This window comes from Paraburkholderia sp. XV (genome assembly GCF_020177535.1).
Lineage (GTDB): Bacteria > Pseudomonadota > Gammaproteobacteria > Burkholderiales > Burkholderiaceae > Paraburkholderia > Paraburkholderia caribensis.
On record NZ_JAGUUD010000002.1, the window covers coordinates 25,137 to 44,899 of the forward strand.

Here is a 19,763-nt window from a genome sequence, read left to right on the forward strand (position 1 = left end):
GATTGATAAAGCTGCAGCGATGCAGCTTTTTTTTGCCTTCTGCGTGTCTGGCATCTGCGACCGCGCCATACCGGCGCAACCGCAGAGGCCCGAGCAGGATCTAGTTGGCGCCTTCCTCGTAGACGCGCCACATTCCTTCCAGCGCGTCCTCGAAGTTGCTCGCAAATCTCCGCGCGTCGCACATTGCAGAGGCGAGCACATGCTCGCGCATTCCGGCGCGCAGCGTCGCCAGTGCATCGACGTTGGCCGCCAGTTCGCGGGCCTTGTCGACGTAGCCATCCTGATCGTCGGAGATCCATTCGCCGAAGCCGGCGGAATGCAGCACGCTCTCGCAGATATGGCCAAGGAAGCGGTCGCCCTTCATCGCCACGACGGGCACGCCCATCCACAGCGCTTCGGCCGTCGTCGTGCCGCCCGGATACGGGAAAGGACTGAGCACGATGTCCACGTGATGGTACGTCTTGAAGTACTCGTTGCGCTTCGATCCGCCTTCCAGGATGAGTTGCGAGGCGTCGATACCGCGCTCCGCGAAGCGCTGAAGCGTCGCATCGAGGGCATGCTTGCGGTCGAGTTCGTGCGCCTTGACTAGCAGACGTGAGCCGGGTACCTCGCGCAATACGCGGGCCCACAGATCGAGCACGTCATCCGTCATTTTTGCGAGCTTGCCGAGATAGCCGAACGTGACGAAGCCATTGGTTCGCATCGGCAGCGGACCAACGGGAACATCGCACTCCGGCGGCGTCATGCATAGATAGCCGTCGGGCAGACGCCATGGCTTTTCGATGAAGTGATGCGCTTCTTCTGGCGGCAGCACGTAGCGATCGCCGAGCACATAGTCGATTTCCGCAATACCTGTCGACGCAAAAAAGCCAAGCCACGTCACCTGAATGGGCGCAGGCTTCATCGCGAATACGGGCAGCCGGTTGAATGCAGTATGGCCTGCCATGTCGAGCAGGATGTCGATGCCGTCGTCGAAGATGCGCTGCGCGGCGGCGTCGCGAGAGAGCTTCCATAACGGGGTCCAGACGTCGAAGAGCGGCTTCAGACGTTGCGTGATTTCGTCTTCGATGTCGTTGGTCTGGTACGCGATCAGCTCGACCCGCGACCTATCGATGTGACGCAGCACGCTCTCGGTGAAGATGCCGACGGGATGCGTGCGCAGATCGCCCGACACGAAGCCGACGCGCAACGGTCGTTGCCCGCGTGGCGCGCGCGTATGCGAAAACGGCGTGACTTGAGAGGCGATACGCTTGCCGAAATAGACGGCGTCGGCGAGATAGTCGCTGACGGGCCGCTGCGACATGCTGGCCTCGCAAAACAGCAGGGCCGTGTGCGCGACATCGGCATCGGGCGAGCGCTCAATCGCGCTCCGATAGCTGCTCGCCGCTGCGTCGAGCTCACCCAGCGAGCGCAACACGTCGCCGAGGTTGATGTGCATCCGCGACGAGCCGTCCTTCAGCTCGAGCGCCTTGTGCGCATGGTGCAGCGCTTCGCTCGGGCGCTCCGTCTTCAGATACGCGACCGCGAGATTGTGATGCACCTCGGCGTCGTCGTCCGCGAGCGCGACCGAGCGCTGATAACTGTCGATCGCTTCCACGTAGCGGAACAGTCCGTACCATGCATTGCCGAGCGTCGCATAGGCTTCGGCCAACGTCATGCGCGGCTCGGTAGAATGCGCGCGCTTCATGGGCACTGCTGTGCCCGAACCGCCCAGCCAGGAATCGACGGTCGCCTGCGCAAGCCGCATCGCTTCGGAGTAGTGCATCGCCGCGGCCTCGCGCTCGCCCATATCGCGCAGCGTATTGGCCAGATTGTTGTGCACGCCGGGCCGATCGGGGTCGAGTTCGACTGCCCTGCGAAGGCTTGCCGCTGCCTCGGCGAGTTCGCCGCGTGCGAGCAGCAGCGTGCCGAGACTGTTGTGCATCAGCGCGCGGTTCGAATCGAGCGCGATCGCGCTGCGATAGCTGTCGATCGCCTCGTCGTACTTGCCCTGCTCCATCAGCGCGTTGCCGAGGTTGTTGTGTGCGTCGGCGTAGTCGCGCCTGAACGAAATCGCCTTGCGATAGGCGAGCACCGCGCTGTCGATCTCGCCGAGATCCTTCAGCGCATTGCCGAGGTTGTTATAGGCTTCGGCGTATCCCGGCCGCAATTCGATAGCTTGCGCGCTGCTGCGCATCGCTGCATCCGGCTGACGGTCTTCGCGCAGCGCATTGCCGAGATTGTTGTGCGCTTCCGCGTAACCCGGATTGAGCGCCACAGCCTCGCGATAACTGTCGATCGCCTGCTTCAGCTGGCCGTGCTCGCGCAATGCGTTGCCGAGGTTGTTGTGATAAATCGCGTTCGGGAGAATCGCGATCGACTGGCGCATCAGCGTGATGCCCGCGTCGTGCTGTTGAATCTGGCACGCGAGCAGCCCGAGAAAGTGCAGCGCATCCGAATGCCGCGGATTGACGCGCAGGATCTCGTCGTAGATCGCCTTGGCTTCGGCGAGCCTGCCTGCCTGATGATGCGCGAGCGCAGTGTTGAGAAGTTTAGCGTGATCCACTGTGATCCTTTCGTTCTTCGGAGGCGGGACGAGCGCGCCCGCCTCGCGTCATGCAGCTTGCGGCGCGAGGTACTGCGCCCACATGCCTTCGAATGCCGCTTTGAGATTCTTCGCGAAGCGCCGCGCATCGCACAACGGCGACGCGAGCGTCTGCGCGCGCAAACCCGCGCGCAACGCAGCAAGGCGCTCGGCTTGCGCGGCCCACGTACAGGCCAGCGCGAGATATTCGTCTTCATCGCGCCCGATCCATTCGGCAAGTCCCGCCGCGTTCAGCACGCTCTCGCAGATATGCGTGACAAACCGGTCGCCCTTGAGCGCGACAACGGGCGTGCCCATCCACAGCGCTTCCGCCGTCGTCGTGCCGCCCGGATACGGAAACGGGCTCAGCATGATGTCGACGCGGTTGTACGACGCGAGATACTCGTGACGCGGCGAGCCGCCTTCGAGAATCAGACGCGACGCGTCGATGCCCTGCGCGGCGAATTGTTCCAGCGTCGAACGGCGCGCATGTTCCGCGCCGAGTTCGTGCGCTTTCATCATCAGCTTCGCGTCCGGCACCGCATGCAGAATGCGCGACCATTCGACGATCACATTGGGCGTGATCTTCACCAGCTTGCCGAAATAGCCGAAGGTGACGTGGCCATTGAGCGTCATCGGCAGCGGGCCGACCGCCACATCGTCTTTGGGCGGCGTGAAGCACAGATAGCTGTCTGGCAGCCGCCACGTCTTCTCGACATAGTGCGACGCTTCGTCGACGGGCAGCACGTGCGGATCGCCGAGCACGTAGTCGATTTCATTCAACCCCGTCGTGCCGAAGTAGCCTAGCCAGCTCACCTGCACGGGCGCGGGCTTCCACGCGAACACCGGCAAGCGGTTGTACACCGTATGACCCGACAGGTCGACGAGGATGTCGATACGATCGTCGCGAATCATCTGCACGGCCTGTTCGTCGGGCACGTTCACGAGGCTGCGCCATGCGTTGAAGCGCTGTTTCAGCCGCGCCGTAATATCGTCTTCCTTGGCGCGCGTCGAATAGGCGATCAGATCGAAGCTGCCGTCCGCGAAATGCTCCATCACCGATTCAATGAAAATGCCCACGGGATGCAGTTGCAGATCGCCGGAGACGAAACCGATGCGCAGCTTGCGTCCATCGTTTTGCGGCGCCGGATGTTCGCAGCGGCGGGCACGCGCGGCCATGCGCGCGCCGAATTCGCGCGCGGCAGCAAGCGTGACGGAAGGCGGGGTCGGCGCGTGGGTCGCGAGATCGAACAGCAGCCGGTTATGCGCGAGCTCCATTTCACCATCGAGCGCGATGCCGCGCCGGTAGCTCGCAATCGCGCCCTCCGCGTCGCCGAGCACGCTCAACACATCGCCCAGATTCACGCGCGGCACGGCTGAATGCGGTTCCAGCTCGACCGCCTTTTGCGCGCTCTCGAGCGCCTCATCGGCGCGGCGCTGCTTGAGCAACGCGACAGCCAGCCGATGGTGCGCAGGCCCGTCGCGCGGTGAGAGTTCGGTCGCCGTCCGGTAACAGAGGATCGCGGCGTCGAGCTTGTCGCCGTGTTCGTATGTGTCGCCCAGTTCGAGATAACCCGATGCGTCGTTCGGTGCACGCTCCACGGCGCGCGTGAGCGATTGCGCCGCTTCATCCCAACGCTTGCGGCCGCGCAGCCATTGCGCGAGCTTGCGATGACGCGCGGCATCGGCAGGCGCGAGTTGCGCTGCACGTTGCAGCGCGGCGATTGCCGCATCCGCGTCGCCGCTTGCGTGCAGCAGCGTCGCAAGGCTGTCGTGACTGTCGACGCGCCCCGGATCGAGTTCGATCGCGCGACGGAACGCTGCAATCGACTCGTCCGCCTTGCCTCGCCCCGCCTGCGCGCGCGCGAGATTGCTGAACGCGTCCGCGTAGTCGGGCTTGAACGACACGGCCTTCCCATACGCGAGCACCGCGTTGTCGAGATCGCCGAGATCCTTCAGCGCGTTGCCGAGATTGTTGTATGCCTCCGCATAGCCGGGCCGCAACTCGATCGCCCTCGCGCAACTGAGCATCGACGCGTTGGCGTCGCCCGCTGCGCGCAGCGCATTGCCGAGATTGTTGTGCGCTTCCGCGTAATCAGGGCGCAGCGTCACGGCATGCCGGTAGCCTTCGATCGCTTCACCGAACTGGCGGCGTCCGAGCAACACGTTGCCGAGGTTGTTGTAGTAGACCGCATCGGGATTCGCGGCAATCGACGCGCGCATCAACGCGATGCCCGCATCCGCGCGATCCGTCTGGCACGCGAGCAGCCCGGAGAAATGCAGCGCGTCGGATTGCGCGGGATCGCGCTGAAGAATGGTGTCGTACAGCGTCTGCGCGTCGGCGAGCCGTCCCGCCTGATGGTGGGCGAGCGCTGCGTTCAAAAGGCTCGGAATGTCGTGCATGATCAACGTCCGGGCCGCCTTCAATAGGGATGCGACTGTGCGAAGAAATCGACGAGACCGCCATCGTGCTCGATCATCACGCTCTTCGTCGCGATGCCTTCGCGCGTCATTTCGGCAATGATGTCGCGCGCGCGCCATTGAGTCGGAATCACGATCACGTCGACATCGGTTTGCTTCAGCACATCGCGGAACTCGATCCGCTGTCCCGTACCGGGCACGAAGGTGCCGACCTTGCCCGGGTCCGAATCGACGACCAGCGGAAAGCGCTCGGCATCCGCGCCGAAGTGATGGATGAACGCCGCCGCCTTGCCCGTGCCGCCCCAGATGGCAACGCGCTTGCCCGACGCGCTCAGTTGCGACAACTGCTGCGCGATGGCCGCGCGGCTCGCGACGGTGCGCGCGGCAAAACGCGTCGCGGCTTCCGCGCGCGAGCGCGCCTGCGCAGGCACCGCGAGTTTCACGAGCGCGTAGACGACTTCGCCGTCGTAGCCGTGATCGAGCGTGACGATTTCGCCGGCGCGCGACATCAGCGCGCGGAACGAATCCGTGGTGAAGTGCGACACATGCTCGTAGAAGAAGTCGGCGAGACGCTGCGTGTCGAACACACGGTCGATGCACGGCACTTCGGCGAACAGCCAGCTGTCCCTGCCTGTCGATACGGCGCCCCACGCCAGCGCTTCGATGAGCCGCGCCGGCTCCGTCAGATGCTCGAGCACGTGGCGAATCACGACGGCGTCTGGCTGGAAGATTTTCATGTCGGCGAGCGGCTCGAACAGGCGCGGATGAAACTCCACGCCCAGTCCCGTCTCAGGCGTCGCATTCGGATCAAAGCCGATAAAGCGGCCGCCCGGCCGTGCCTGCGCGAGTCCGCGCACGAAGTGCCCTTCGCCGCAGCCGATTTCGACGACGTTCGGCGCATCGGGCAGGCGCGACAGCACGAGATCGCGCGTGTCCGCGAGATGGCCTTTCCAGATGCTGCCGTTGTTGAACATCCGGTTCGGATTGCTTTGATACGGAATGGCGTCGTACTCGAAGCGGTGATTCCACACGTGCGTGCACGACGGGCACTGCACGAAATCCTGCGCATGACGCGGCAGCGCTTGCGCGGCATCCGCCGAGCCGGGCCACGCGAGTGTCGCCAGTGTCTGTTCGCCCGCCGGAAAAAAGCGCGCGGCGACGGTGTTCGAGCAAACAGGGCAAACCGCTTCGATCAGATCGCAACTCATTGCTTCACTACCTTTTTGAAGTACGCGATGGTCTCCCTGAGACCGTCTTCGAGCGTCACGCCCGGCTCCCAGTCGAGATGCTGGCGGGCCTTTGCGATGTCGGGACGCCGCTGCACCGGGTCATCCGACGGCAGCGGCCGATATTCGATGCGCGAGCGCGAACCCGTCAGACGCAGCACCGTTTCCGCCAGTTCGCGGATGCTGATCTCGCTCGGATTGCCGATGTTGAACGGCCCCGGCTCGCCTTCGTGATCCATCAGGCGCATCAGTCCTTCGACGAGATCGTCGACATAGCAGAACGAGCGCGTCTGGCTGCCGTCGCCGTACAGCGTGATCGGCTCGCCCTGCAGCGCCTGCATGATGAAGTTCGAGACGACGCGGCCATCGTCGGGACGCATGCGCGGGCCGTACGTATTGAAGATTCGCGCGACACGAATGTCGACGCCGTGTTGCCGGTGATAGTCGAAGAACAGCGTCTCGGCGCAGCGCTTGCCTTCGTCATAGCACGCGCGCGGGCCGTTCGGATTCACGTTGCCCCAATACGTTTCCGGCTGCGGATGCTGCTGCGCGTCGCCGTACACTTCGCTTGTCGATGCCTGCAGGATGCGCGCGCCACAACGCTTCGCGAGCCCGAGCATATTGATCGCGCCGAGCACGGCCGTCTTCACCGTCGATACAGGATCGCTCTGGTAATGCACGGGGCTCGCCGGGCACGCCATGTTGAACACGCGGTCCGCTTCGACATAGAGCGGCAGCCACACGTCATGGCGGATCAGTTCGAAATTCACCTTGCCGATCAGGTGGTGAACGGTCTGCTTGCTGCCTGTGTGAAAGTTGTCGACGCACATCACGTCGTGACCGGCTGCCACCAGCCGGTCACACAGATGCGAGCCGAGAAACCCCGCGCCGCCCGTAATCAGCACCGACTTTGCACTCACTGCGCCGCCTCCGCGACCTGCGCGACGCGCGCTTCCCACATGCCGTGCAGCGCGGCTTCCAGATTGCGTGCAAAGCGCGTCGCATCGCACAGCGGCGAGGCGAGCAGTTGCGCGCGCAGACTGCCGCGCAGCACCGACAGCCGTTCGCGATCCGCGGCAAAGGCGACGGCTTTGTCCACGTAGGCGGCATCGTCGGCGGCGATCCAGTCGGCGAGGCCTGCCGTGTGACACATCGTTTCTGCGATGTGCGTGACGAAGCGATCGCCGCCCCGGCACAGCACAGGCACGCCCATCCAGAACGCTTCGGCCGTCGTCGTGCCGCCGCCGTACGGGAACGGGCTCAGCATCATGTCGACACGGCGGTAGGCGGCGAGGTACGCGTCGCGCGCCGAGCGCCCTTCGATAATCAGCCGCGTCGCCGGAACGCCGCGCATCGCGAAGCGGCGCACGAACGAATCGCGCACGTGCGCGTCGTCGAACTGGCCGGACTTGAGGAACAGCACCGCGCCCGGCACCTTCTGCAGCAGTGTCGACCACACGGCGACGACATGATCCGTGACCTTCGTCACATTGCCGAAGTAGCCGAACGTGATGTGACCGTTCGCGATCACCGGCAGCGTGCCCGTTTCGACGGATTCGGCGGGCGGGGTGAAGCACAGATAGCTGTCGGGCAGGCGCCACGGCTTTTCGACGAAATGCGCTTCCTCCGCTTCCGGCAGCACATGCGCGTCGCCGAGGATGTAGTCGATCGCGCGCACGCCCGTGCTCGCGAAGTAGCCCGGCCACGTGACCTGCACAGGCGCCGGCTTCCATGCGAAAAGCGGCAGACGGTTATAGGTGCTGTGGCCCGAAGCGTCGATCAGAATGTCGATGCCGTCGTTGCGGATGCGCTGCGCGGCCGCTTCGTCGCCGACGCCGGCGATGCTCGTCCACGCGGAGAACGCGGGCTTGATGCGCGCCGTCAGTTCATCTTCGACATCGCGCGTCGGGTAGGCCACCAGCTGCACGCGCGAAGCATCGAGATTCGCGAGCACGCTTTCGATGAAGTAACCGACAGGATGCTTCTTCAGATCGCCGGACACGATGCCGACACGCAGCGGACGGTCCGCGCGCGAGCCCGTGTTGTCGGCGAGCCACGTCGTGAACGGCTGCGCGCGCGCCTCCATGGCTTCGCCGAAGCGCAGCGCTTCTTCCAGATACGCTTGCGGCGTGGTCTGCTGCTGATAGTTCAGCGCGAACAGCAGGTTGCTGCGCGGCTCCGCGAAATCCGGACGCAGCGCGATCGCGTTGCGCCACGCTTCGATGGCGGCCTCGAGCTCGTCGAGTTCCATCAGCGTGTTCGCGAGATTGTTGTAGGCGCGCGCGTGATCCGGCTTCAGGTTGATGGCCTGACAGAACGACTGCACAGCGCCGTGATGATCCTTCAGCGCGCGCTGCGCGTTGCCGAGGTTGTTGTGCGCGTCGACGTAATCCGGCTGCAGCACGAGCGCCTGGCGGAAACATTCGGCGGCGGCGGCCGGCCGGTTGTTGGCCTGCATCACGTTGCCGAGGTTGTAGTAATAGAACGCCTGCGGATTGCGCGTGATGGCCGCCATGATCAGATCGCAGGCGGTCTGGTACTGGCCGAACTCATGCGCGATCAGGCCGAGCAGATGCATCGCATCCGCGTGGTTCGGATCGATTGCGAGAATCTGGCGGTACAGCGTTTCCGCTTCGTCGAAGCGCTCGGCCTCGTGCTGCTCGACGGCCGTCTGCAACATCGACGCGACCTGCGCCCGCGCCGCCGCGTCGGGCGCTGCTTGCGGCTGCGACGCCGCACCGAGATTGGCAGGCGTCGGAATGCGCTGCCACGAGCCGTTCTGATTCTGATTGAAGTCTGTCATGCGAAATTGCGCTCCGCGTGCTGGCGGGCGTCTCCTGATGAATGTCGATCCGGTTGGGCGGGCAGCCCGCTGTTGGGGTGATGGCATGCGGCGTGGCGCGCCCACATGCCGTGAAATGCATCTTCGAGATGCCGCGCGAAACGCGGCGCGTCGCATAGCGGCGAAGCCAGAAGACGTTGGCGCAACGTGCTTCTGAGCGCTGCCAGTTCATCGCGCTGCGAGCTGAAGCGCACGGCTTTGTTCAGATAGTCGGCGTCGTCGACAGCGATCCATTCGGGCAAGCCCGTCGTGTTCACGATGCTTTCGCCGACGTGCGACAGAAAGCGTTCGCCGCGGCGCGTCAGCACGGGCACGCCCATCCATAGCGCTTCGACGCTCGTCGTGCCGCCCGCATACGGGAACGGGTCGAGCGCGATGTCGACGCGCTGGTAGGCCGCGAGCAGTTCGGCGCGCGGCGACTGGCCTTCGAGCAGCAGACGCGCGCCGTCGATGCCGTGCACGGCGAACCGTTCGAGCGTGGCGCGCTGCGCGGCTGGATCGTCGAGCTGGCGCGTCTTCAACAGCAGACGCGACCCGGGCACGGCGTCGAGCACGCGCGACCACAACGCGATGACGGCATCGTTGAGCTTCACCAGATGGTTGAAGCAGCCGAACGTGATCGCGCCGTGTGCGCCGGCGGGCAGAGGACCGGCCTCGATATCGAAAGGCGGCGGCGTGAAGCACAGATAGCTGTGGGGCAGATGCCATGGCGCTTCGACGAATTGCGACGACTCGTCGGACGGCAACACGTGGCGATCCGCGATCACGTAGTCGATCGACGCGAGGCCCGTCGTCGCGAAGTAGCCTAGCCACGTCGCCTGAACGGGCGCGGGCTTCCGCGCGAACACGGGCAGGCGGTTGTGATTCGTGTGCCCGGACAGGTCGACGAGAATATCGACCGCGTCGTCGCGGATGCGGCGTGCGCAGGTTTCGTCGTCGAGCCGCGAGACGTCGTGCCACGCGTTGAAGTGCGGCATCAGGCGCTGCGATACCGCGTCGTCGCGCTGGCGCGTCGCGTAGGCGACGAGTTCGATGCGTTCCCGGTCGAGATGGCCGAGCACGCTTTCGAGGAAAAAGCCGACGGGATGCGAGTTCAGATCCCCGGATACGAAGCCGACGCGCAGGCGCTTTTTTATCTCGCTGGCGTGCGGCGGATGCCCGACCCGCAGCACCTTCGCCGACTGACGCTCGCCGAACGCCCGCGCTTCATCGAACTGCTCGCGCAAGCTCACATCGGGCCGCGTGTTCAGCAACAGCAGCAGATTGCTGTGCGCCTGCGCGAAGCCGGGATCAAGCGCGACAGCCTGCCGGTAGCTGGCCGTCGCCTGATCGAGCAAGCCCTGATCGCGCAGCACGTTGCCGAGGTTGTTGTGCAGTGGCGCGCGCCCCGGTTCCAGCGCGAGCGCGCGCCGGTACGCCTCGGCGGCGCGCGCGGCGCGGCCGTACTTTTCCAGGATGTTGCCGACGTTGTTGTGTGCGTTCGCGTCATTCGGATTCAGCGCGAGCGCCTTGATGTAACTGCCGAGCGCGTCTTCGTCGCTACCCAGATCCAGCAACGCGTTGCCGAGGTTGATCCAGGCTTGCGCGAACTCCGGCTTGAGCTCGACAGCGCGCGTGCAACTGCCGACCGCGGCCAGAGAATCCCCCGCCTGGCGCAGCGCATGGCCGAGGTTGCTGTGCGCTTCCGCGTAATCGGGTGCGAGCGACAGCGCCGCACGATATGCAGCAATCGCGCCCTGATGATTGCTTGCGCGTCCGCGCATGTTGCCGAGATTGTTCAGGTAGATCGCGTTCGGATGCAGCTGGATCGACTTTTCGATCAGGTCGATGCCGGCCGGCAGGTTGCCGACGTCGCACACGAGGACGCCGAGAAAATGCAGCGCGTCGGCATGCGCGCCGTCGTGCTGGAGAATCAGTTTGTAGCACTCGGCGGCCTCGGCCGTGCAGCCCGCCTGATGATGCGCGAATGCGGCTTGCAGCACGGCGGCGGCATCGAATGCGGGCGCAGCCGACGACGGCGCGTGCGCCGTCCCGTCCATCTGGACGTCGCCGCTTGAGCGGGATTCGTGGTCGGCAGGCGCTTGCATCGGGGATCCTGACGTGACGCGAAACGACGCGCTTACACGCCCATGTACTTCTGCATGTAGCGCTCGTAGCCGCCGCGCCACGCGGGGGTGCCGAACGATCCGCCGCTTTCGTGGACGACGCTCATCGGCCACGTTCCCATGCGCAGTCCGCGCGACTCTGCCTGGCGGCAGAAATCGAGGTCGTAGAAATGGAAGTCGAAGCGCTCGTCGAAGGTGAGGCCGCTGTCGATCAGGCGCTCGCTATCGGCGGCGAGCAGGAGGCCGTCGAGCAGCTTGCATTCGCGGCCGGGCGGCCCGTAGATCGACATGTTCGTGCACGGAAATCCGCTGCCGTGTCCGACGACACCGCTCAGATATTGAGCGTCGTCGCGTGTGAACGACGCGTCCCTGAAGTACCAGGACGGCTGGCCAGGCAAGCGGCGCGTGTTGCCCGCCAGACCGACGATGTCGAATTGCGTGACGGCGTCGCGAATGCGGTCCATCCAGTAGAAGTCGCACAGATGCAGGTCGTCGTGCAGGAAGACGAGGATCGCCGGGTCGTTGCGGGACTGTTCGATCGCGTAGTTGTAGATCGACGAAAGGCCGGCCCGGTTGTCGTCGAACAGCATCAACTGCGGCGGGCTCGCGTGACGGAACAGCGAAAGCGACCGGCCGAGCGCGGTCTTCTGCGGGAAATCGTCGTAAGAGGCGCGCGTGCCGCAAACCAGGCGAATGGGCTTCATGAAAGGAAAATCCAGGAAAAGACGAATGATCCAGCAACAGCGGGGCGCGCCCGCACGGGTGCATGCTGTCGTCACGCAGGAAGCTACGCCGCTGCCGCCCCGACACCAAACTTCGGATCACGCGACGCATGAACCTTGCCGCCATTCTGGTTGCTACAAGCCGCGCTTGATCGATGGATAAGGCCATGTAAACGGTCGCTATTCCCCGTACTGTTCAAACGGCCAAACCTCGACCAGCACGCGCGTTAGAAGCGGACTGACAGCTGGATTGACGGCGCCGGCGCGAAACCCAAGCGCGACATGGGCGCAAGCAAAAACGCAAATGCGCCCTCTGATCAGGTTTGCGAAGCCCGTGACACGCGGCCTTCACGTTGAGACCTGCGAATTAAGCGTCAAATAGTGGTCTGTTTCCCGGATTAAGGCGCGGCAACCAGCGGTAGTCTCGACGCATCGCTGACAGGCTGCGTCTACCGTGCTCGCGTACAGGCTACTCAACGGCCTGCAGCCGACCAAAGCCGTGACGCCCACAACAGACTGAATACGGGAGAGTTCGTTTTAATGGCAACGGTCAGTATCTTGATACCTGCGTACAAACCGCAATACCTCGTGCGGGCGATCATCAGCGCGCAGCATCAGACATTCACAGACATTGAGATTCTCGTGGGCGACGACACGCCCGACGGAAATCTGGAAGGAATCGTCAAAGGTGTGAGCGACGCTCGTCTCCACTACTTTCACCACGGCTTTCAGAAGGGCACGCGCAATATCCTTGCACTGTGGGAGCGCGCGAAAGGCAAATACATCAAGTTTCTCTTCGACGACGACATCCTCTTGCCGACCTCCGTTGAGACGCTGGTCGCCGGGCTGCGTGCCAACCCGGATTCGCTGCTGGCCTTTCACGAGCGGGTGTTCGTCGACGCCGACGACAAGGTGACGTCGGCCCCGCCGCGCCTGCTCGCTGATGGCCAGATCGCCCGCATTGAACGTGGCTTCCTGGTCCAAAACATGGTGGGCGGGATGAACAACTTCATCGGCGAGCCGAGCAATGTCATGCTCGATCGTGAGCGGTTCGATCCGGCGCGACTATTCGAATACCGGTCGCAGCGACTTGACTACCTTGGCGATGTGGCGACATATCTGAACGCGTCCGAGCAGGCGCCTATCGTCGCCGTCGGCGGATACTTCAGTGCGTTCAGGCGGCACGCCGAACAGGCCTCCAATCAGTTCAGCCCGCATATCAGCGCAGGACTGTACGAATGGGAACTGATCGCACGTAGTGAGGCCGCTGCTGGACATCTGAGCGGCGCCGCGCTTGAAGTTGTGAAACGTCAACTCGCGCAACTCTATACGCACTGGGCCGTTCCGTTGCCAGAGATTGCGCGCTTTGCCGCCAATCTCGACGAACTGGTCGAAAGCAATCCGCTCGAGTTGCTTGATTCGGTCCAGTTCCAGGCAGACCTCGCTCACGCGCGCAAGGCCTTGACCACGCGTATAGCAGCCCGCAGGAAGGCAGCCTCGGCCTCGCCAGCACAAAAATTCTGCGCGGTCTGCGAGACTCCGGTTGATGGCTGGATACCCCACCCCGAAGCAAATAGCAGCCGCGACTTCATGCAGCAGATGGGTGCGGTCGGCTCCACGCTCGAAAATCATCTATGCCCGCATTGCAACTGCAACGATCGCGAGCGGCATCTATGGCTGTATCTCGATCGGGCGCAGATCCTCAAAGGCATCGCCCAGAAGCGCATCCTGCACATTGCGCCCGAGGCCGGGATCGAGCGGCGCGTACGCGCGCTGGCGCCGCTCGAATATGTCGCTGGGGATCTTTCTCCACAAAAGCCCGACCACCGTGCGATCAACGTCGAGCGGATCGACTACCCCGACGGCTACTTCGATCTGATCGTCTGCAATCATGTGCTGGAGCACGTCGACAGGCCGGATACAGCGCTCGCCGAATTCACCCGATGCCTCGCACCAGGCGGCCATCTTGTCGCGCAAACGCCCTATTCGCCGTTACTCAAGCACACGTTTGAGCTCAATGTTTTCCCGTCCAAGCCTTTTGCCACGCGGTACTTCGGGCAAGGTGATCACGTGCGCCTTTTCGGCAGCGATCTTCTCAGCCGCATTCGCGCAGCAGGATTGAACGGCGACCTGTATCCCCACACGACGGTGCTTGGCGATATCGACCCGAACGCCTGGGGCTGCAATGAACGCGAGCCTTTCTTCCTCTTCGCAAAGGGGCCCGCACCGGCATTCCTGAACTGAGCCGGGTGGTTGGACTTGCAGGGACGCCAACGCATGCCCGCCCTCTTTTCGCCGAATTGACACGTGTTCGCCCCGCTAATTCACCGACTGTCTCTTACGCGTCGGTGACAAACTTGAAATAGCCCGCCTTCGACCCTGATTGAAGGCGAAGTTTCCTGCTCCGAGGCGCGAGCACGGACGAAATCGACTCAAGAGGCGGATCCCTTTCATGACCACCGATACCTTGTTTGCCCATCCTCACGCGGTGGAAGCCCCGGCACAGCCAGACGCTCGGGCGCTTGCCAGCCACGCCTCGCATAGCGTGTCCGGACTCGGCGCGCCCGGCAGCCCGATCCCCGTCACGCAGCCCTTCCTGCCGCCGCTCGACGAATTTCAGCCGTACCTCGAGGAAATCTGGGAGCGCAAATGGGTAACGAATAACGGCGTCTTCCATCGGGAACTCGAAAAGCAACTGTGCGAGTACCTCGGCATCGAACACCTCTCCCTGTTCTCCAACGGCACGCTGGCGCTCATTACCGCGTTGCAGTCGATGAAGATCACAGGCGAAGTGATTACGACACCGTTCAGCTTCGTGGCTACGACTCATGCGCTGCACTGGAATGGCATCAAACCGGTATTTGCAGACATCGACCCCGTCACCATGAACCTCGATCCGGAAAGGATCGAAGCGGCCATCACGCCGCAGACCACCGCAATCTTGCCGGTCCATGTGTACGCAAATCCGTGCGATGTGGAGCGTATCGAAACGATCGCAGATACCTATGGCCTGCGTGTCATCTACGACGCAGCCCACGCCTTTGGCGTTCGCATTCGCGATCGCTCGATTCTCGAATACGGCGACATGTCGGTGCTGAGCTTTCACGGCACAAAAGTGTTCAACACGTTCGAGGGTGGTGCAATTATCTGCCGGGACGAGAGGACCAAGCGTCGCATCGACAATCTTAAGAATTTCGGCTTCGTCGACGAAACGACCGTGGTGGCGCCTGGCATCAACGGAAAGATGAACGAGGTACAGGCCGCATTCGGCCTCCTGCAATTGAAGTACATGGATCGCGTGCTTGCACAACGCGCGCTCATTGACGAGCGTTACCGCCGGGCATTTCGCAACGTGCCCGGCCTTGCCATGCATGAGGTGCCCGAATACTGCACTAAGAATTACTCATATTTCCCGCTGCTTGTCCGGCCCGAGTTTCCACTCGACCGCGACGAACTGTACGGTGAGTTGAGGACGCACCGGATCGCCGCCCGCCGCTATTTTTATCCTCTTATCAGCGAGTTCCCGATGTACCGAGGTCTGCCTTCCTCCGGGGCGCACAACCTGCCGGTTTCTACGGAGCTGTCGCGCCAGGTGCTGTGCCTGCCCATCTTCCCGGCGCTCGAGCAAAGCGAACAGGATCGGATCATCGACGTGATCCTTGCGTGCGCGCACCATAATCGTCGAGCGAGCTGAACGGATGTTTGGCAGTGACGAAGTCGGCGCCTGCCCGACGACCATTCGAACCTCAGAGGCAGGACCATGAATCGCGACGCAATCGGCGGATACCTTGAACTGGAATTGCCGCCTGGCAACGGCGAACGCTACCCCGGTGCGCAGCGCTTCCAGTCCGCCCGCGCCGCGCTTCTGGCGTTGCTCGCGGCGCACCCGCCTCAACGTATCTGGATGCCGTGGTACAACTGCGAAACGATGCTCGAACCGCCGGCAATGGCGGGCATCCCGGTTCATCGATACCAGATCGACGAGCACTTCGAAATCGCCGAAGACATCGTCCTTGGCGAAAATGACTGGCTGCTTTACGTCAACTATTTCGGCGTATGCGACGCCCAGGTCGAACGGGTTCTCTCACAATTTCCGCCCACGCAGGTCGTGATCGATAATTCGCAGGCTTTCTTTTCTCCTCCGACTGCCTGCCTCGCAACTTTGTATTCCCCACGCAAGTTTTTCGGCATTCCAGACGGCGGCTATCTGATAACCGATCTGCCCATTCCGGAACCCGAAGAGCAGGACGGCAGTTCGATCGAGCGTTTGCAGCCACTGCTGATCCGTATCGATAAAGGACCCGAAGCGGGCTATGAAGGCATTCGGATGGCCCGCGCCACGTTGCGAGGTCAGCGTCCGAAGCGCATGTCCACGCTCACGCAACGCCTGCTCGCCCATATCGACTATGCCGCCGCGTTCGAGCGCCGCAAGCAGAATTTCGCGCGCTATCACCGGCTGCTTGGCAACGCGAATGCACTTACATCGCTCGACGCGCGAGCGCGGGCGCCGCTCTGTTACCCCTTTTGGAATCATCGGACGGATCTGCACGCCGCCTTGTCGGAGCAGCGTATCTTCGTCGCGAAATATTGGCCCAACACGCGCGGCCGCAGCGGCACGCCAAATGACCTCGAGTTCCGGCTATCAACCGAATGCCTCGCGCTGCCGTGCGATCAGCGTTATGGAGAAAGCGAAATCGATCTGGTGATAGCCGCGCTGCGCGAAGCTGCCGCATAACGCTATTGCGGGCTATTGCGGGCTATTGCGGGCTATTGCGGGCTGTTGGGGGGAGCAGCGTCGCGCCGGCACGCAATGCATCGACGACCGTCTGTGGAGAGTTCCACATCAGGACGTCGAGAATCGAAAGACCGGGTTCGAACTGGTACGTGCCAGTGTCATACGTAAAGTGCTCGAAGGACAGAAACTCCAGCGAGATATTGCGTGACGCAAAGTCATCCGGGTCGAACAAGGCCTGTCCCCCGACGGGATTCACATACCCGCTCGCCCCTAGCGTCGAGCATATGGCGGGCGCCCATCCGCCCGGCGGAAGCTTCTCCGGCAAGCGCAAGTCGAGTTCGGAGCAAATCCGGTAGTTGAAAGGCAGTCCCAGGTAGTCACAGACGACACGCAACCCACGCACGTTCAGATGCGTCAATTGGTCAATCGTGTCATCCGCCATCGCGGCCTTCACCAACTCATCAACAGCGCGATAGTACGGCGCCTTCTGCCGGTAGTGACTGAGCTTGCCGAGCACGCTGCGGCGTGTGTCCGCCAGATTGAGTACGCGTGCCTCGCTAGTTTTGATCGAGATCGTCGAATTCGACAACGGCACGCTGACGTAATTCCAGCCCTCCTTCGGATGCAAGACCCGATTGCGATTCATCCAGGTCTTGGGCGTGTACTGCGTGATGTCGAATACCACCCACGCATCCGTGCAGGCAATCAGTGCAAAATGCCCCAGGTACGGAAAGAAATACGGCTGCATGATGCCGAGCTTCACATCAGGCTCCGAGTATTGCTGCAATGCGCGCGGAGTGACATTGCGCCGTTCGTATCACCGTGGCGATACGCTCGACCACCGCTTCATCTGCCTGCGCGCCCGTTGGCAACTGCAGGATCGAGTCACACCAATACCCGGTATTCGGCAGCACAACGCTGGCCGCGCCGCGCTGCGCGCCGAGGCCCCGGTCACCAGCGGCTTCAATATTCTCCGCGCGAAGTACCTCAATCAGCGCATTGCGGGACAGGCCGAACGCGCTCGCGTCCATCTCGTACACAACATTCTGGAAATTGCTCGCGCTGACCTGCTCCGGTTTTCTCAGTCGCAGGCCCGGCACGTCGCGCAACAACGCTTCATATGCATTGAACACGCGACGGTTGCGCGCGATGAGTTCCGGCAGATCATCCAGATTCATCAGTGCAATCGCGGCTTGGGCTTCCGACAGCCGCCCGTTGCCGGTCTTGCCGACCGGTACCGGGCGTCCCATTCCGTAGTTGCTGCGGATATTGCGAATATGGGCCGCCAGGTCGTCGTCGTCGGTGCAGATCACCGCGCCTTCCGTCGAGCCAAGAATCTGGCTTGAATGAAAGGAGATCACTTCGAGCCGGCCAAAGCCGCCAAGCGGCTTGCCCGAGATCTCACACCCAAACCCCTGTGCAGAGTCGAAATAGAGTGCAACGCCATGCCGCGCGGCGAGAGCCTGCAGAGCTTCGACATCGGTGGCGTCGCCCCACAGGTTGACGCCCAGAATGCCGCTGATGCCGTCTCTCAACAACGGCTCGACAGTCTCCGGACTCAGATGCCCGGTTTCGCGCGACACATCGCAGAACTCAACCTCGACGTCGGCCCAGGCGAGCGACTGTGCGGTGTTCACAAAGCTGAAGGCCGGCACGATGACCTTACCCTTCAACCCGAGTGCCTGGGCGGCGAGCGCGAGACCGATCGTGGCGTTGGTCAAGCACATCGCATGGCGTACCTGCAGGCGCTCCGCGAGGCGAGCCTCGAGCACCTGGGCAAGCGGACCGTGATTCGTGTAGTACTGCCGCGCGAAGATATCCCGAAATGCAGCTTCGTAGCGATCCCAGGACGGGAAATTGTGCTGACCCAACGCGAGACGCTGCGGAAGCGCCGGGACCCCGCCCAGAACCGCGAGGTTGCCAGTGGTGAAAGTGCTTGTGCTCATGTCGGGTAGCGCTCGTTGATTTGCACGGCATGCTTGTGAATGAATCCCAGCAGCGCGACGATCTGCGCGATGTCGGCTTCGTCGACGAAGTGACCGCACGGCAGCATCAGGAAGCGCTCTGCCAATTGCTCGGTCGCCCGCAAATCGCCCGCGACGGTCGGGTAATCGACGCGTTTCTGGTGCAGCGCCGGGAAATAGTACGGACGCGAGAGCATGTGCTCGGCGTGCAGGATCGCGAGTACGCGCTCTCTCTTCACGGGCCAGCCGTCTTTCAGTTCCACGACGATGTTCTTGTAGCCGCAGCGTTCGCTCTCGTCGAACGGCACCAAACGCATATCAGGCACCGCTGGAATGAGTCGCTGGTAGGCGCGATAGCGGTCGCGATTGCGAAGGACCTGCGCCTCTACGTCGTCGATCGCGGCCAGCGCCATCGCGGCGTGCATCTCATTCTGTTTGGCGTCGATGCCTATATCGTCGAGCGAACCATCGTCCCGGATGCCGAAGTGACGCATGTCGCGCAATCGCGCCGCGAGCGCATGGTCGTTAGTCGTTACATAGCCGCCTTCGAACGCGTTGAATAGCTTGCTGGACTGCATTGAAAAGCACTCGGCCCGTCCGCAGGAGCCAACCTTGCGGCCCCGGTAGGTTTCGTAGACCGACTCGACGGCATCGAACAGGAGCGGAATGCCCGTCTGCACAGAGAGTCGCTCGAGACCGTCGACGTCACAGCAATTGACGATGGGGTGGACCCCTAGAATCAGTGCGGTGTTCTCGTTGATGCAGGGCGCCGCCGTCTCGGCGGTAATCGCGAGCGTGACAGGGTCGACTTCGCAAAAGTGTGGGACCAGACCGGCCCACGCCACAATGTCAGCGAGCCGCCGGTACGTCAGCGATGGCATTACAACTTCATTCTTGCCCGGCAGGGCCAGGCACTTCATCGATAGCACCAACCCCCAGAAGCCCCCGGCGAACGAGACGCAATGCTCCACCTGATGGAATTCGGCAAGCCGACGTTCCAGCATGTGCTCGACGCGCCCATGGTCTGTATATTGGCGCGCATCATGAAACAGCTTCGAATACAAAAGGAACTGCTCGACATCGGGCTGCACCAGATTCGAGATCGAGCGGATCGTATCGAAAAGCGGCGCGCCGCCGAAGATTGCGAGATCAGCAGGCTGAGTCTTGCCGAACATGAATTGGTTA

The 19,763-nt window shown here is 62.8% G+C and carries 13 protein-coding genes; 3 read left to right on the forward strand and 10 right to left on the reverse strand.

What is annotated here, in order from left to right; translation table 11 throughout:
* Positions 1-100 precede the first annotated feature (100 nt).
* From KFO72_RS01385 to KFO72_RS01415, 7 genes are read right to left on the reverse strand one after another with little or no spacing between them, the layout of a single operon-like run.
* Entirely contained in the window at positions 101-2,545 is a 2,445-nt protein-coding gene (locus KFO72_RS01385; protein ID WP_225031232.1) for a tetratricopeptide repeat protein, read from the reverse strand.
* A 48-nt stretch (positions 2,546-2,593) separates the two neighbouring features.
* Positions 2,594-4,966, reverse strand: coding sequence for a tetratricopeptide repeat protein (locus tag KFO72_RS01390; RefSeq protein WP_225031233.1), 2,373 nt, complete (start codon positions 4,964-4,966; stop codon positions 2,594-2,596).
* 20 nt (positions 4,967-4,986) lie between these two features.
* Positions 4,987-6,192: a class I SAM-dependent methyltransferase gene (locus KFO72_RS01395; protein WP_060599529.1), complete on the reverse strand. Its 1,206-nt coding sequence runs from the start codon at positions 6,190-6,192 to the stop codon at positions 4,987-4,989.
* Positions 6,189-7,130: a UDP-glucuronic acid decarboxylase family protein gene (locus KFO72_RS01400; RefSeq protein WP_098021570.1), complete on the reverse strand. Its 942-nt coding sequence runs from the start codon at positions 7,128-7,130 to the stop codon at positions 6,189-6,191. Before KFO72_RS01400 ends, KFO72_RS01395 begins: the two co-directional genes overlap by 4 nt.
* A complete protein-coding gene (locus KFO72_RS01405; RefSeq protein WP_225031234.1) occupies positions 7,127-9,013 on the reverse strand; it encodes a tetratricopeptide repeat protein in 1,887 nt (628 codons plus the stop codon). Before KFO72_RS01405 ends, KFO72_RS01400 begins: the two co-directional genes overlap by 4 nt.
* Positions 9,010-11,139 (reverse strand): tetratricopeptide repeat protein, encoded by a 2,130-nt coding sequence (locus tag KFO72_RS01410; protein ID WP_225031235.1) that lies wholly within the window; start codon positions 11,137-11,139, stop codon positions 9,010-9,012. Before KFO72_RS01410 ends, KFO72_RS01405 begins: the two co-directional genes overlap by 4 nt.
* Before the next feature lie 32 nt (positions 11,140-11,171).
* Positions 11,172-11,861 carry a glycosyltransferase family 2 protein gene (locus KFO72_RS01415; protein ID WP_054929289.1) on the reverse strand — a complete coding sequence of 230 codons (690 nt, stop codon included), beginning with the start codon at positions 11,859-11,861 and terminating at the stop codon, positions 11,172-11,174.
* A gap of 558 nt (positions 11,862-12,419) precedes the next feature.
* Here KFO72_RS01415 and KFO72_RS01420 point away from each other — a divergent pair.
* From KFO72_RS01420 to KFO72_RS01430, 3 genes are all read left to right on the forward strand, one after another.
* Entirely contained in the window at positions 12,420-14,123 is a 1,704-nt protein-coding gene (locus tag KFO72_RS01420; protein WP_176052117.1) for a methyltransferase domain-containing protein, read from the forward strand.
* A gap of 208 nt (positions 14,124-14,331) precedes the next feature.
* The gene (locus KFO72_RS01425) at positions 14,332-15,573 is read left to right on the forward strand and encodes a DegT/DnrJ/EryC1/StrS family aminotransferase (RefSeq protein WP_225031236.1); all 1,242 of its coding nucleotides are present in this window, start codon (positions 14,332-14,334) and stop codon (positions 15,571-15,573) included.
* 66 nt (positions 15,574-15,639) lie between these two features.
* Complete coding sequence (locus tag KFO72_RS01430) at positions 15,640-16,614, forward strand: hypothetical protein (RefSeq protein WP_225031237.1); 975 nt, start codon at positions 15,640-15,642, stop codon at positions 16,612-16,614.
* Between the two features lie 22 nt (positions 16,615-16,636).
* Here KFO72_RS01430 and KFO72_RS01435 read toward each other — a convergent pair whose 3' ends face one another.
* Genes KFO72_RS01435 through KFO72_RS01445 form a run of 3 tightly spaced genes read right to left on the reverse strand, consistent with a single transcriptional unit; the run spans position 16,637 to position 19,753 of the window.
* Positions 16,637-17,377, reverse strand: coding sequence for a WbqC family protein (locus tag KFO72_RS01435; RefSeq protein ID WP_225031238.1), 741 nt, complete (start codon positions 17,375-17,377; stop codon positions 16,637-16,639).
* A gap of 1 nt (position 17,378) precedes the next feature.
* Positions 17,379-18,659 carry a DegT/DnrJ/EryC1/StrS family aminotransferase gene (locus KFO72_RS01440; RefSeq protein ID WP_225031239.1) on the reverse strand — a complete coding sequence of 427 codons (1,281 nt, stop codon included), beginning with the start codon at positions 18,657-18,659 and terminating at the stop codon, positions 17,379-17,381.
* Positions 18,557-19,753: an aminotransferase class I/II-fold pyridoxal phosphate-dependent enzyme gene (locus tag KFO72_RS01445; protein WP_060599523.1), complete on the reverse strand. Its 1,197-nt coding sequence runs from the start codon at positions 19,751-19,753 to the stop codon at positions 18,557-18,559. Before KFO72_RS01445 ends, KFO72_RS01440 begins: the two co-directional genes overlap by 103 nt.
* Positions 19,754-19,763: the final 10 nt, after the last annotated feature.

Excerpts from the sequence above, each read along its gene's own strand:
- KFO72_RS01390 (WP_225031233.1), bottom strand. The coding sequence starts at position 4,966 with ATGCACGACATTCCGAGCCTTTTGAACGCAGCGCTCGCCCACCATCAG.
- KFO72_RS01395 (WP_060599529.1), bottom strand. The coding sequence starts at position 6,192 with ATGAGTTGCGATCTGATCGAAGCGGTTTGCCCTGTTTGCTCGAACACC.
- KFO72_RS01405 (WP_225031234.1), bottom strand. The coding sequence starts at position 9,013 with ATGACAGACTTCAATCAGAATCAGAACGGCTCGTGGCAGCGCATTCCG.
- KFO72_RS01410 (WP_225031235.1), bottom strand. The coding sequence starts at position 11,139 with ATGCAAGCGCCTGCCGACCACGAATCCCGCTCAAGCGGCGACGTCCAG.
- KFO72_RS01415 (WP_054929289.1), bottom strand. The coding sequence starts at position 11,861 with ATGAAGCCCATTCGCCTGGTTTGCGGCACGCGCGCCTCTTACGACGAT.
- KFO72_RS01420 (WP_176052117.1), top strand. The coding sequence starts at position 12,420 with ATGGCAACGGTCAGTATCTTGATACCTGCGTACAAACCGCAATACCTC.
- KFO72_RS01425 (WP_225031236.1), top strand. The coding sequence starts at position 14,332 with ATGACCACCGATACCTTGTTTGCCCATCCTCACGCGGTGGAAGCCCCG.
- KFO72_RS01430 (WP_225031237.1), top strand. The coding sequence starts at position 15,640 with ATGAATCGCGACGCAATCGGCGGATACCTTGAACTGGAATTGCCGCCT.
- KFO72_RS01445 (WP_060599523.1), bottom strand. The coding sequence starts at position 19,753 with ATGTTCGGCAAGACTCAGCCTGCTGATCTCGCAATCTTCGGCGGCGCG.